Raw genomic sequence first — 13,203 nt, 5'->3', positions numbered from 1 at the left:
ATGGTACTGCAAGGGGGACCTTGTGGGAGAGTAGGACACCGCCGGACTCCTTTTAGTAGAAGAGCCCCTCCACTGGAGGGGCTCTTCTTGTTTAACCCGACCGTCGGCACGGATAGGTGGCTCGCCGTGAGCCCATCCGTTGGTAGTCTCGTACCTCGGCCGCGGCGGGCACCTCTCGTCCTGGCCGATCGACTTCCGGGGCATGAGCCCCCACAACACAACAGCTGCCTGCACGACAGAACGAGGAGCATCTCCGTGAGCGACCGCGACGACGACCGACCCGACCGACCCCGACGAGATGCGTCCTCCGGACGTGACGGCGGTGCACGGGGGGAGCGGCCGTCGGGTCGTCCGTCGAACGGGGATCGCGGGGCCCGGAGCGACCGGCCCCAGCGCGGTGAGCGTCCTGCGTACGGGGACCGCGCCTCCTCGGGTCGGCCTCAGGACGGAGGAGACCGTCGAGGCGGTCCCACGTCTGGCGGTCGTGCTGGCTCGACCGGCGGTCGTCCCTCGACCGGTTCCGGTCGTCCCTCGAGTGGTGGGCGTCCGTCCAACGGTGGGGGCGGTCGACCGTCGGCGGGTGGTGGACGTCCCTCCACCGGTGGACGTCCTTCGAGCGGTTACCAGGGGAACCGTGAGACGCCTGAGGACCGCGATCCCTACGGCCTGAAGTCGGTCCGGCCGGCCCAGGAGGTCGCTCACGTCCCCGACGACGTCGAGCCCCGTGACCTGGACAAGGTCGCCCGCGGCGAGCTGAAGACGTTGAGCAAGGAGAACGCGGACTGGGTGGCCAAGCACCTCGTCATGGCGGGCCGCCTGATCGAGGAGGAGCCGGAGGAGGCGCACAAGCACGCGCTCTCGGCCGGTCGCCGTGCGGGTCGCATCGGCGTCGTCCGCGAGACGATCGCGATCACGGCGTACACGGTCGGGGACTACGCGCTGACGCTCCGCGAGCTGCGGACGTACCGGCGCATCACCGGTCGTGACGACCAGTTGCCGTTGATGGTGGACAGCGAGCGCGGGCTGGGCCGTCCCGAGCGCGCGCTCGAGCTGGGGCGCTCGGTCGACGTCTCCACCCTCGCGCCGGCCGTGCGGGTCTCGCTGGCCATCGCGATGAGCGGTGCTCGCCTCGACCTCGGGCAGCCCGACGCGGCGCTCGGCGAGCTCGAGATCCCGCAGCTCGACCGCCGGCGTGCGTTCGAGTACAGCCCGGCGTTGTTCGACGCCTACGCCACCGTCCTCGAGGACCTCGGTCGCGAACGCGACGCCGAGGAGTGGCGCACGCTGGCCGAGCGGGCCGACGCGGCGCTCGAGGCTCACCACGGCGACGACGACCGCGAGACCGTCGAGGTCGTCGAGGAGGAGCTCGAGCTCGACGAGTCGTGGGACGCCGAGGACGAGTCCGTGCCGCTCGAGGAGCCTGCGGCCGACGACGAGCCCGAGACAGGCGAGGCATCTGCTGCGGAGGAGGAGCCCGCGTCCGAGGAGGAGCCCGCGTCCGAGGAGGAGCTTGCTCCCGGTGAGGAGCCCGCTTCCGACGACGCGCTCGACACGGACGCGGAGACCGAGCACCGTGGCTGACGGCCCCGCGCCCCTCGACGGCGTCGACACCGTCCTCGCTGACCTCGACGGGGTCGTGTACCGAGGGTCCGTCGCGATCGACCACGCCGTCGAGAGCCTCACCGCGGCCGCGGAGACGCACCGGGTCGGCTACATCACGAACAACGCCTCGCGCACCGCGGCCACGGTGGCCGCGCAGCTGAGCGGCTACGGGCTGCAGGTGACCGCGGACGACGTCGTGACCTCCCCGCAGGCGGCCGTGCGCCTCCTCGTCGACGCGGTGCCGGCCGGCTCGACCGTCCTCGTCGTCGGCGGCGACGGCCTCACCTCAGTGCTCGAGGCCGAGGGGTTCCGGGTCACGCGGTCGGCGGACGACCAGCCCGCTGCGGTCGTCCAGGGGTTCAGCCCCGAGGTGGGCTGGGCCGACCTGGCCGAGGCCTCGTTCGCCCTCGCGGCGGACATCCCGTGGATCGCCACGAACACCGACTGGACCATCCCGCAGGAGCGCGGCACCGCGCCCGGCAACGGCACGCTCGTGAGCGCCGTGCACACGGCGGTCGGGCGACTGCCCGTGACCGCGGGCAAGCCCGAGACGCCGATCTTCACCGCGGCCGTCGAGCGCTTCGGCGCCACGACCGCGATGTTCATCGGCGACCGGCTCGACACCGACATCCTCGGCGCGCGCCGGGCCGGGCTCGTCTCCGTCCTCGTGCTGACCGGCATCGACGGCGCGAAGCAGGTGCTCGCGGCCGAGAGGGGATCCCGGCCCGACTTCATCGTCGGCGACCTGCGCGAGCTGAGCCAGCCGTACCCGGAGATCGTCGAGCACGACGAGGACGACGTGCACGTGGTCACCGTGCGCGGCGCCCGCGTCGCCGTGCGGGCCGGAGTCGTCCGGGTCCTCTCGGCCGGTGACGACCCCGTCGACCTGCTGCGCGCCGGGGCGCACGCCGTCTGGGGCACCGGCCGGGCGATCTACGGCCTCGACATCGACCCTGCCCTGCACCCCGGTGAGTAGGGTGGACGACACCATGCAGCAGGAGCCGGGAACCGTCGACACGACGTCCGACGAGGAGGCGACGGCCGAGCTGGCAGGACGCCTCCGGACGATCGAGGCCCTCCCTCTCGACCAGCGTGCCGTCGCGTTCGGCGCCGTGCACGACGAGCTGCGGGTCGCGCTCGAGGGCACGGACCAGGGCACCGACGATGCCGACGACAGCCCGGGTGGTCGATGACCGTCCGCATCGAGGAGCCGGAGGAGAGCGGTTCGTCTGCCGAGCAGGCGGAGCGGTCCGGTCAGCGTCTCGACGCGGCGCTCGCGTCTCGGGGGCTGGCTCGCTCCCGCACGCACGCCGCCCGCCTCCTCGCCGACGGCCTCGTCACGGTGAACGGATCGGGCGTCGTCAAGGCGTCGACCCGCGTGGTCGAGTCGGACAGCGTCGAGGTCGCCGGCCTCGACCACTACGTGAGCCGGGCTGCGCACAAGCTCCTCGCGGCGCTCGACGCCTTCGACGTCGACCCCCGCGGTCGCACCGCCCTCGACGTGGGCGCGTCCACCGGCGGCTTCACGCAGGTGCTGCTGGAGCGGGGCGCGGAGCACGTGATCGGGCTCGACGTCGGTCACGGCCAGCTGTCGCCGTCGCTCCGCAGCGACCGGCGCGTCACGGTGGTCGAGGGCGTGAACGCGCGCTACCTCGAGGCCGACCAGCTGGGGGGCCTCAGCGACCGCGCCTCCTCGATCGACCTCGTCGTCGCCGACCTGTCGTTCATCTCGCTCACGATGGTGCTGCCTGCGCTGGTCGCCAGCGTGCCTGTGGAGAGCGACTTCGTCCTGCTCGTGAAGCCGCAGTTCGAGGTGGGGCGGCAGGGCATCCGAGAGGGCGTCGTGCACGACGCCCGCCTGCGGAACGAGGCCGTCACCGGAGTCCTCTGGGCGGCCCACGACCTCGGCCTCGGCACGGCGGGGATCATCCCCTCACCGATCGTCGGGACGGCGGGCAACAAGGAGTACGTCGTGCGGTTCTCGGCTCGCCACGGGTCGAATCCGACAGAATGGCTCGGCAGGTCCGAGAGCACGACGGGAGCGTGAGACAGATCGACACGACGGCACGGCACATCCTCGTCGTCTCCCACACCGGGCGACGCGACTCGCTCGACGCCGCCCTCGAGGTCTGCGGCCTCCTCGTCACCGCGGGCGTGGTGCCTGTCCTCTCGCGCGACGAGTGGGACGACATCAAGACGGCGGCGCCCGACATCGAGCCGGTCGACATCCTCGGCGAGGACGTCGCGCTCGACACGCTCGAGTGCGTCATCGTCCTGGGCGGCGACGGCACCATCCTCCGGGCCGCCGAGCTCGTCCGCGGCACGCGGGCGCCGATCGTCGGGGTGAACCTCGGCCACGTCGGGTTCCTGGCCGAGAGCGAGCGTGACGAGATGGCCTACGCCGTGTCGCGCGTCGTCGCGCGCGACTACGACGTCGAGGAGCGCTTCGCCCTCGACGTGCGTGTCGTCGAGGGCTCCGAGGTCGTCTGGCGCACCTGGGCGATGAACGAGGCGACCGTCGAGAAGGCGTCGCGCGAGCGGATGCTCGAGGTCGTCATCGAGGTCGACGGGCGCCCCCTCTCGTCGTTCGGCTGCGACGGGGTGGTCATGTCGACGCCCACCGGGTCGACCGCCTACTCGTTCTCCGCCGGCGGGCCCGTCGTCTGGCCCGAGGTGCAGGCGCTGCTCCTCGTGCCGCTGAGCGCGCACGCCCTCTTCGCCCGTCCGCTGGTCGTCGGCCCCGACTCGACGCTCGCCGTCGAGGTGATGAGCCGCACCGACGGCCGCGGCATCCTCTGGTGCGACGGACGTCGTGAGCACGACCTGCCGCCCGGCGCACGCGTCGAGTGCACCCGCTCGGACCAGCCCGTGCTGCTGGCCCGCCTGCGACAGGGGCCGTTCACCGACCGCCTCGTCGCCAAGTTCAAGCTCCCCGTGACCGGCTGGCGCGGCCCCGACCAGGGAGACGCGTCGTGATCGAGGAGATCGCGATCCGCGACCTCGGCGTCATCGGCCGCGCCACCCTGCCCCTCGGGCCGGGCTTCACGGCGGTCACCGGCGAGACCGGCGCCGGCAAGACCATGGTCGTCACCGCTCTCGGCCTGCTGCTCGGCCAGCGCGCCGAGAGCGGCATCGTCCGCTCGGGCAGCGCCCAGGCGGTCGTCGACGGCCGGTGGGTCGTCCCGGCCGACGGTTCCGTCGTCGAGCGCGTCCGCGACGCCGGGGGAGACGTCGACGACGGCGAGCTCTTCCTCAGCCGCGTCGTCTCGGCCGAGGGCCGCAGCCGGGCCGTCGTGGGCGGTCGATCCGCCCCGATCGGCGTGCTGGGCGACCTCGCCGACCACCTCGTGGTCGTGCACGGGCAGTCCGAGCAGATCCGCCTCAAGTCGGCGCAGGCGCAGCGGGCGGCGGTGGACGCCCACGGAGGTGCGCCCCTGGCCGCGGCCGCCGCCTCCTACCGGGCCGCCTTCGAGGCCTGGACGGCCGCCCGTGACGAGCTCGCCGAGATCACCCGCGACCGCGACGAGCGGCGTGCCGAGGCCGACGCGCTGCGCGCCGCCATCGACGAGATCGAGGCGGCGGCTCCCGTGGCCGGCGAGCTCGACGAGCTGGACGCGACGGCCGACCGGCTCAGCAACTCGGAAGACCTCCGGCTCGCCGCCGGACTCGCCCACGAGATCCTCTCCACCGACGCCGTCGACGGCACCCGCGACGTCATCTCGCTCGTCGAGGAGGCGCGTCGGCAGGTCGAGCGCGTCGCCCCGCACGACCCCGCGCTCGCGCCGATCGCCGACCTGCTGGCCGAGGTCAGCGTGCAGGTGTCCGAGTCCTCGTCACGGCTGTCGAGCTACCTCGGCGGCCTCGACGCGGACGCGGCGGGCGACCTCGAGGCGGTCCAGACCCGTCGCGCCGAGCTGTCGTCGCTGCTGCGCAAGCACGGTCCGGGCCTCGACGACGTGCTGCGGCTGCTCGACGAGGGCAGCAGGCGCCTGGTCGAGCTCGACGGCGACGACGACCGGCTCGCCTCGCTCGACGACGAGGTGGCGCAGTTCCGGGCCGAGGCCGAGACCAGGGCCGGGGTCCTCAGCGACCTGCGCCGCGCCTCCGGCGCCGACCTGTCCGAGCGCGTCAGCGCCGAGCTGTCCGCGCTCGCCATGGCCGGTGCCGAGATCGTCGTCGAGGTCACGCCGCGCGATGAGCTCGGCAGCACCGGTGCCGACGTCGTGTCGCTGCTGCTGCGCCCGCACCGCGGCAGCGAGCCCCGGCCGCTCGGCAAGGGCGCCTCGGGAGGCGAGCTCTCGCGCGTCATGCTCGCCCTCGAGGTCGTCATGGCCGGGTCGAGCAACGTGCCGACCTTCGTCTTCGACGAGGTCGACGCCGGCGTCGGCGGGTCGGCCGCGATCGAGATCGGTCGCCGGCTCGCCGCGCTGTCCGAGCGCGCCCAGGTCATCGTCGTGACCCACCTCGCCCAGGTCGCCGCGTTCGCGACGAACCACCTCCGCGTCGTGAAGGACGCGTCGGGCGAGGTCACCGCGAGCAGCGTGCAGCAGCTGGAGGGCGACGAGCGGGTCGCCGAGATGGCCCGGCTGCTCTCGGGGCTGCCCGACAGCGCGAGCGGACTCGACCACGCCCGCGAGCTGCTCGAGCTCGCGGCGACCGGCCGCGCCGTCACACACTCGTAACAGGCAGCGGTGGCTGACCGGCCCCGCGTGACATAGGATGGAATCCCGTGGTGAACGTTGAGAACTCGGGCCTTGATTCCTCCTCGATCGACGGAGGTGGGCCTTCTGAGTCTCCTTCTGCGGGTCGCAGCAACTCCAGCGTGACGAAGCACAGTGTCACCAAGCACATCTTCGTCACCGGCGGCGTCGTGTCGTCGCTCGGCAAAGGCCTGACGGCCGCCAGCCTCGGCAACCTGCTCACGGCGCGCGGTCTGCGCGTGGTCATGCAGAAGCTCGACCCCTACCTGAACGTCGACCCGGGCACGATGAACCCGTTCCAGCACGGCGAGGTGTTCGTCACCGACGACGGGGCCGAGACCGACCTCGACATCGGGCATTACGAGCGGTTCCTCGACATCGACCTCGACCAGGCCGCCAACGTGACGACGGGCCAGGTCTACTCGACCGTCATCGCGAAGGAGCGGCGCGGCGAGTACCTCGGCGACACCGTCCAGGTCATCCCTCACATCACCGACGAGATCAAGCGGCGCATGCGCCAGCAGGCCGAGGGCGACGTGGCCCCCGACGTGATCATCACCGAGGTCGGCGGCACCGTCGGCGACATCGAGAGCCAGCCGTTCATCGAGTCGGCTCGTCAGGTCCGCCACGAGCTCGGGCGGAACAACGTCTTCTTCGTGCACGTCTCGCTCGTGCCCTACATGGGCGCCTCGGGCGAGCAGAAGACCAAGCCGACGCAGCACTCGGTCGCGGCGCTCCGCTCGATCGGCATCCAGCCGGACGCCCTCGTGCTGCGCAGCGACCGCCCCGTCAGCGAAGCGAACAAGCGCAAGATCGCCCTGATGTGCGACGTCGACGAAGATGCGGTCGTCAACGCGAAGGACGTCGCGAGCATCTACGACATCCCCTCGATGCTCAACGAGCAGGGCCTCGACTCGTACATCATCCGCCACCTCGGCCTGGCCGAGAAGGCGGGCGAGGTCGACTGGTCCGGCTGGCAGACCGTGCTCGACGCGGTGCACCAGCCGAAGCACGAGGTCACCATCGGCCTCGTCGGGAAGTACATCGACCTGCCCGACGCCTACCTGTCGGTCACCGAGGCCCTCCGTGCGGGCGCCTTCGCGCACCAGGCCAAGGCGAAGCTCGTCTGGATCCCGTCGGACGACTGCGAGACGCCCGAGGGCGCCGCAGCGGCCCTCTCGCAGGTCGACGGCATCTGCGTGCCCGGCGGCTTCGGCATCCGCGGCATCGAGGGCAAGCTCGGCGCCCTGAAGTTCGCCCGCGAGAACGGCATCCCGACGCTCGGCCTCTGCCTCGGCCTGCAGTGCATGGTCATCGAGTACGCGCGGGACAAGGCGGGCCTGGCCGGCGCCTCCTCGTCCGAGTTCGACCCCGACACCGAGTTCCCCGTCATCGCGACGATGGCCGAGCAGGTCGACATCATCGCCGACGGCGACCTGGGCGGCACCATGCGCCTCGGCCTCTACCCGGCCGCCCTGCAGCCGGGCTCGCTCGCGGCCGAGCTGTACGGCTCCGAGCTGGTCGACGAGCGCCACCGCCACCGCTACGAGGTCTCGAACCAGTACCGCCAGCAGATCGCCGACGCCGGCCTCGTGTTCTCGGGCACCTCGCCCGACGGCACCCTCGTCGAGTACGTCGAGCTCGACCGCGCTGAGCACCCGTTCTACATCGGCACCCAGGCGCACCCCGAGCTGCGGTCGCGCCCGAACCGCGCGCACCCGCTGTTCAGCGGCCTCGTCGGGGCCTCGCTCGAGCGTCAGAACTCGAGCCGCCTGTTCGCCGACGAGGACGCGAGCGACGACGCGGGCGAGACCCGTGCCGACGCGGTCGCCGCGGCCGTGGACTCGACCGACGGCGCGGCCGAGGCCGCAGCTCCCGGGCGGTCCTGAGCCGTGGCCGACTCCGAGCTGCTGCGGGACGAGCCCGCCGACCCGACCGTCACCTCCTCCGAGACGGTGTTCGAGGGTGCCGTCTGGAACGTCGTCCGCGACGTCGTCGACTACAACGGCTCGCCGATGACGCGCGAGTACGTCGCGCACACCGGTGCCGTGGCGGTGCTCGCGGTCGACGAGCACGACCGCGTGCTGGTGATCAAGCAGTACCGGCACCCGATCCGCACCCGCGACTGGGAGCTGCCCGCCGGCCTGCTCGACGCCGAGGGCGAGTCGAAACTCGACGCGGCCAAGCGCGAGCTGGCCGAGGAGGCCGACCTCCAGGCGACCGACTGGGACGAGCTCGTCTCGTTCCACACGAGCCCCGGCGGCAACGACGAGCTCGTCACCGTCTACCGGGCGACCGGCGTCAGCGCGACCGACTCGGCGTTCGACCGCACCGACGAGGAGGCCGACATCGAGAAGCGCTGGGTCGCCCTCGACGAGATCGTCGACGGCGTGCTGGCGGGGCGCCTGCACAACTCCATCCTCAGCATCGCGGCCCTGGCCGCGACCGTCGCCGCCCGCCGCTGACGACGCGGCGGCGGTCGGGACGAGCGCACGATGACCTCGATCGAGGAGGCGGTGGCCCGCTACCTGAGGCACGTCACGGTCGAGCGCGGCCTGTCCCCGAACACCACGGCCGCGTACCGGCGTGACCTCGTGCTCTGGGCGGCGCACCTCGAGGAGGCGGGGCGCGCCTCCGTCGAGGAGGTCGCGCCCGCGGACGTCGCGGCGTTCCCCGCCGCCCTGGCGACCCGTGCGGACGACCCGCTGCGCGCCTCCAGCGTGGCCAGGGTGCTCTCGTCGGTGCGGGGCCTCCACAGGTTCCTGCACGAGGAGGGGCTGGTCGCCGTCGACGTCGCGGCCGGCGTCCGGCCGCCGAAGCTGCCCTCGCGCCTGCCCAAGGCCATCTCGGTCGCCCAGGTCGAGGCCCTGCTGGCCGCCACCGACGGCGACGAGCCCGCTCGCGTGCGCGACAAGGCGCTGCTCGAGCTGCTCTACGCGACGGGCGCCCGCGTGAGCGAGGCCGTGGCGCTCAACGTCGACGACGTCATCGACGGGGGAGACGTCGTGCGGCTGTTCGGCAAGGGCGGCAAGCAGCGGATCGTGCCCGTGGGCAGCTTCGCGCGGCGCGCACTCGACGCGTGGCTCGTGCGAGGCCGGCCCGAGTTCTCGGCGCGCGGCGACGCGACGCCCGCGTTGTTCCTCGGCGCGCGGGGTGCGCGCCTCTCGCGGCAGAGCGCCTGGCTCGTCATCCAGGCCGCGGCCGAGCGGGCGGAGCTCGACGTCGAGGTCTCGCCGCACACGCTGCGGCACTCGTTCGCGACCCACCTGCTCGGGGGCGGCGCCGACGTGCGGGTGGTGCAGGAGCTGCTCGGGCACTCGTCCGTCGCGACGACGCAGATCTACACGCTCGTGACGGCGGACGCCCTGCGGGACATGTACGTCACGGCCCACCCGCGGGCCCTCTGACCTGCCTCCTGACCAGGCACTACCTTCATCCGCCGCATGAGGCTTCCTGCCTGCGGGACGGGCGCGTCAGCCCGGCCGGGCAGGGGGCCGCCGGTACCATCGACGTGTGAGCACCAAGTCGACCTCGAGCACGCCCGCCCTCTTCGAGAGCGCTCCGGCGACCGTCCCCGCGAACGGTCCCACCGGTCGCCCGCGCACCGAGTTCGCCGTCCCCGAGCGACTCGACGGCCACGGCCCCGCGCGCATCATCACCCTCTGCAACCAGAAGGGCGGCGTCGGCAAGACCACTACCACCATCAACCTCGGCGCCGCGTTCGCCGAGTACGGCCGTCGCGTGCTCGCCATCGACTTCGACCCTCAGGGCGCCCTCACCGCGGGGCTCGGCGTGCAGGCGCACGACCAGCCCACGATCTACGACCTCATGATCGGATCCGTCAAAGATGCGCACGACGTGATCGTGCCGACCCGCGTGCACGACCTCGACGTCATGCCGGCGAACATCGACCTCTCCGCCGCCGAGGTGCACCTCGTCAACGAGGTGGCCCGCGAGCAGATCCTCGCCCGCATCATCCGCCAGGTGAGCGCCGAGTACGACGTCATCCTGATCGACTGCCAGCCCTCGCTCGGCCTCCTGACCGTCAACGCCCTCACCGCGGCGCACGGCGTGCTCATCCCGCTCGAGTGCGAGTTCTTCGCCCTGCGCGGCGTGGCCCTGCTCGTCGAGACGATCGAGAAGGTCCGCGACCGGCTGAACCCCGCCATCACCCTCGACGGCATCCTGCCGACGATGTTCGACTCGCGCACCCTGCACAGCCGCGAGGTTCTCGAGCGGGTAGTCGACGCGTTCGGCGACGAGGTGCTCGAGACCGTCATCGGCCGCACCGTGAAGTTCCCCGACGCGTCCGTCGCCGGCATCCCCATCACCCAGTTCGCCCCCGAGCACCCGGCGGCGCAGGCCTATCGCCAGCTGGCCCGAGAGCTGATCGCGCGTGGTGCCGCAGCCTGAGGCCCCCGTCGTCGTCGCCGACCCGAGCGGCGCTCCCGATCCCGCAGCCGGTGCGTCCGCGCGGGGGTTCGAGGTCGTGCTCGACAACTTCAGTGGCCCGTTCGACCTGCTGCTGACCCTCATCGGCAAGCGCGAGATGGACGTCACCGAGGTGGCGCTGAGCGCCGTGACCGACGAGTTCATCGCCTACCTGCGCACCGTCGACACCGACGAGGACCTCGACCAGGCCAGCCAGTTCATCGTCGTCGCCGCGACCCTGCTCGACCTCAAGGTCGCCGGCCTGCTGCCCCAGGGCGAGCTCGTCGACGCGGAGGACGTCGCCCTGCTCGAGGCGCGCGACCTGCTCTTCGCCCGGCTGCTGCAGTACCGCGCCTTTAAGCAGGCGGCCGAGTGGTTCGCCGAGCGCGGCGCGGTCGAGTCCCGTCGCCACCCCCGCACCGTGCGGCTGGAGGAGAAGTACCGGGTCACGACGCCCGAGCTGGTGTGGACGCTCACGCCCGACGACTTCGCAGCGCTCGCCGCCTTCGCCCTCACTCCGCAGGCCGTGCCGACCGTCGGCCTCGACCACCTGCACGCCCCGCTCGTGAGCATCCGGGAGCAGGCCGCCTGGGTCGTCGCGGTGCTGCGCCGCGCCGGGGTCGCCACGTTCCGCGAGCTCGTGGCCGACGTCGACCAGAAAGGCGTCGTCGTCGCGCGGTTCCTCGCGCTCCTCGAGCTCTACCGGCACGGATCGCTGGCGTTCGAGCAGGTCGAGCCGCTCGGCGAGCTCAGCGTGCGCTGGGTGGCCGAGCACTGGACCGACGAGGCGCTGGACTCGCTGGGGGCCGACTATGACGGCTGACGCGACGACCGCCTCCTCGGCTCGCAGCGCCGTCGACGACGGGCCGGGCGGCCGTGCCGACGACGACCGGGCGACCGCCCGGGCCCTCGAGGCCGTGCTGCTGGTCGCCGACGAGCCGCAGTCGCTGCTCTCGCTCGCCGCGGCCGTGGGGCGACCGGCCGCGGAGGTGCGCCGTGCGGTGGCCGACCTGGTCGCCGACTTCGACGGCGTCGACGGCACGCCCCGGCGCGGCTTCGAGCTGCGCGAGGTCGGCGGCGGCTGGCGTTTCTACGTCCGGGAGGAGCTGGACCCCGTCGTGCGCGATTTCGTGCTGACGGAGAACCCGTCCAGACTGTCGCAGGCGGCTCTCGAGACGCTGGCGGTCATCGCCTACAAGCAACCCATCACCCGCAGCAGCATCGCGCAGATCCGCGCGGTGAACGTCGACTCGGTCGTCCGCACGCTGCTGGGTCGCGGCCTGGTCACGGAGTCGTCCACCGACCCCGAGACCGGCGCCCTCACCTACGAAACGACGGACCTCCTGTTGACCCACCTCGGCATCGCCTCGCTCGACGAGCTCCCGCTGATCTCCCCGCTCCTCCCTGACGGATCCGGAGGATTCGACGATGTCATCTGACCCCACCACCACCCACGACGACGACCTGCCCACGGGCGAGCGCCTGCAGAAGGTCATGGCCGCCGCGGGCGTCGCCTCGCGCCGCGTCTCCGAGGACCTGATCGCCGCCGGCCGCGTCACCGTCAACGGCAAGGTCGTCACCGAGGCCGGTCGCCGCATCGACCCCGAGAGGGACAAGGTGGTCGTCGACGGCGCCGCGGTCCAGCTCGACACGACTCGTCGCTACGTGATGCTGAACAAGCCCGTCGGCGTCGTCAGCACCATGAGCGACGAGGCCGACCGCCCCGACCTGCGGCAGTTCACCTCGGACTTCGAGGAGCGCCTGTTCAACGTCGGCCGCCTCGACGTCGAGACCAGCGGCCTGCTGCTGCTGACGAACGACGGCGAGCTCGCCCACGTGCTCGCGCACCCCTCGTTCGGTGTCACCAAGACCTACATCGCCAAGGTGCGTGGCGTCGTCACGCCCGCCGTCCTGGCGCAGCTGCTCGCCGGCGTCGACCTCGAGGACGGCCCGATCGCCGCCGACCGCGCGACCGTCGTCGCAGGAGGCGCGGGCCTGTCGCGCTCCGCCGACTCGTCCCTGGTCGAGATCACCCTGCACTCGGGGCGCAACCGCATCGTCCGGCGCATGATGGAGGAGGTGGGCCACCCCGTCATCGACCTCGTGCGCCGCTCCTTCGGCCCGCTGCACCTCGGCACCCTCAAGGCGGGCCACGTGCGCTCGCTGAACAAGACCGAGCTCGGCGCCATCCTCACGATCGCGCGCGACGCCTCGCCGTCGCCGAAGGTCGACTCCGTCCCCACGATCGAGAGCGGCGACGCGCCGGTCGACGAGGCCGACGTGGTCGAGGTCGCCCTCGACGCGGACGAGGTCGAGAAGGAGTTCTACGACGAGGACGACGACGAGTACGACCCCGAGACCGACGCCCGCGACGCCCGTCGCCGCGTGCCCGGTGCCGGCCCGCGTGCCGGCGTCGGCAAGGGCGACGCCCCGGTGTCGCGACGCGCGGAGGTGCGGCGCGAGCAGGCAG

At 72.5% G+C, this 13,203-nt stretch carries 12 protein-coding genes and 1 pseudogene; all 13 read left to right on the top strand.

Annotated features, from left to right (window positions below):
• Window positions 1-762 precede the first annotated feature (762 nt).
• The gene (locus RWM17_RS07155) at window positions 763-1,581 is read left to right on the top strand and encodes a hypothetical protein (RefSeq protein WP_314102310.1); all 819 of its coding nucleotides are present in this window, start codon (window positions 763-765) and stop codon (window positions 1,579-1,581) included.
• Entirely contained in the window at window positions 1,574-2,578 is a 1,005-nt protein-coding gene (locus RWM17_RS07150; RefSeq protein WP_314102308.1) for an HAD-IIA family hydrolase, read from the top strand. The genes RWM17_RS07155 and RWM17_RS07150 overlap by 8 nt, the downstream gene beginning before the upstream one ends.
• Before the next feature lies 1 nt (window position 2,579).
• Window positions 2,580-2,795 carry a hypothetical protein gene (locus tag RWM17_RS07145; protein ID WP_314102306.1) on the top strand — a complete coding sequence of 72 codons (216 nt, stop codon included), beginning with the start codon at window positions 2,580-2,582 and terminating at the stop codon, window positions 2,793-2,795.
• Window positions 2,792-3,649, top strand: coding sequence for a TlyA family RNA methyltransferase (locus tag RWM17_RS07140; RefSeq protein ID WP_314102304.1), 858 nt, complete (start codon window positions 2,792-2,794; stop codon window positions 3,647-3,649). The genes RWM17_RS07145 and RWM17_RS07140 overlap by 4 nt, the downstream gene beginning before the upstream one ends.
• Before the next feature lie 5 nt (window positions 3,650-3,654).
• Complete coding sequence (locus tag RWM17_RS07135; protein WP_314102314.1) at window positions 3,655-4,578, top strand: NAD kinase; 924 nt, start codon at window positions 3,655-3,657, stop codon at window positions 4,576-4,578.
• Entirely contained in the window at window positions 4,575-6,284 is a 1,710-nt protein-coding gene (gene recN, locus RWM17_RS07130; protein WP_314102302.1) for a DNA repair protein RecN, read from the top strand. Before RWM17_RS07135 ends, recN begins: the two co-directional genes overlap by 4 nt.
• Before the next feature lie 140 nt (window positions 6,285-6,424).
• Window positions 6,425-8,191: a CTP synthase gene (locus RWM17_RS07125; RefSeq protein ID WP_314102301.1), complete on the top strand. Its 1,767-nt coding sequence runs from the start codon at window positions 6,425-6,427 to the stop codon at window positions 8,189-8,191.
• A 3-nt stretch (window positions 8,192-8,194) separates the two neighbouring features.
• Window positions 8,195-8,767, top strand: coding sequence for an NUDIX hydrolase (locus tag RWM17_RS07120; protein ID WP_314102300.1), 573 nt, complete (start codon window positions 8,195-8,197; stop codon window positions 8,765-8,767).
• A gap of 30 nt (window positions 8,768-8,797) precedes the next feature.
• Window positions 8,798-9,709 carry a site-specific tyrosine recombinase XerD gene (locus RWM17_RS07115; protein ID WP_314102299.1) on the top strand — a complete coding sequence of 304 codons (912 nt, stop codon included), beginning with the start codon at window positions 8,798-8,800 and terminating at the stop codon, window positions 9,707-9,709.
• 106 nt (window positions 9,710-9,815) lie between these two features.
• Window positions 9,816-10,715 (top strand): ParA family protein, encoded by a 900-nt coding sequence (locus tag RWM17_RS07110; RefSeq protein WP_123545324.1) that lies wholly within the window; start codon window positions 9,816-9,818, stop codon window positions 10,713-10,715.
• Window positions 10,699-11,556, top strand: a complete 858-nt coding sequence (locus RWM17_RS07105; RefSeq protein WP_399540237.1) for a segregation and condensation protein A — start codon at window positions 10,699-10,701, stop codon at window positions 11,554-11,556. The genes RWM17_RS07110 and RWM17_RS07105 overlap by 17 nt, the downstream gene beginning before the upstream one ends.
• Window positions 11,546-12,172, top strand: a complete 627-nt coding sequence (gene scpB, locus RWM17_RS07100; RefSeq protein WP_314102298.1) for an SMC-Scp complex subunit ScpB — start codon at window positions 11,546-11,548, stop codon at window positions 12,170-12,172. The genes RWM17_RS07105 and scpB overlap by 11 nt, the downstream gene beginning before the upstream one ends.
• Window positions 12,162-12,944, top strand: a pseudogene (locus RWM17_RS07095) (pseudouridine synthase); the annotation flags it as partial. The gene scpB and the pseudogene RWM17_RS07095, both read left to right, overlap by 11 nt.
• Window positions 12,945-13,203: the final 259 nt, after the last annotated feature.

It is taken from the genome of uncultured Frigoribacterium sp. (assembly GCF_963515265.1).
In the GTDB taxonomy this organism is placed as follows: Bacteria; Actinomycetota; Actinomycetes; order Actinomycetales; family Microbacteriaceae; genus Frigoribacterium.
Note: the sequence above shows the minus strand (reverse complement) of the source record. Positions and strands in the feature narration are given on the sequence as shown.

Coding starts and splice junctions, on each gene's coding strand:
- RWM17_RS07140 (WP_314102304.1), top strand. CDS start 2,792: ATGACCGTCCGCATCGAGGAGCCGGAGGAGAGCGGTTCGTCTGCCGAG.
- RWM17_RS07115 (WP_314102299.1), top strand. CDS start 8,798: ATGACCTCGATCGAGGAGGCGGTGGCCCGCTACCTGAGGCACGTCACG.
- scpB (WP_314102298.1), top strand. CDS start 11,546: ATGACGGCTGACGCGACGACCGCCTCCTCGGCTCGCAGCGCCGTCGAC.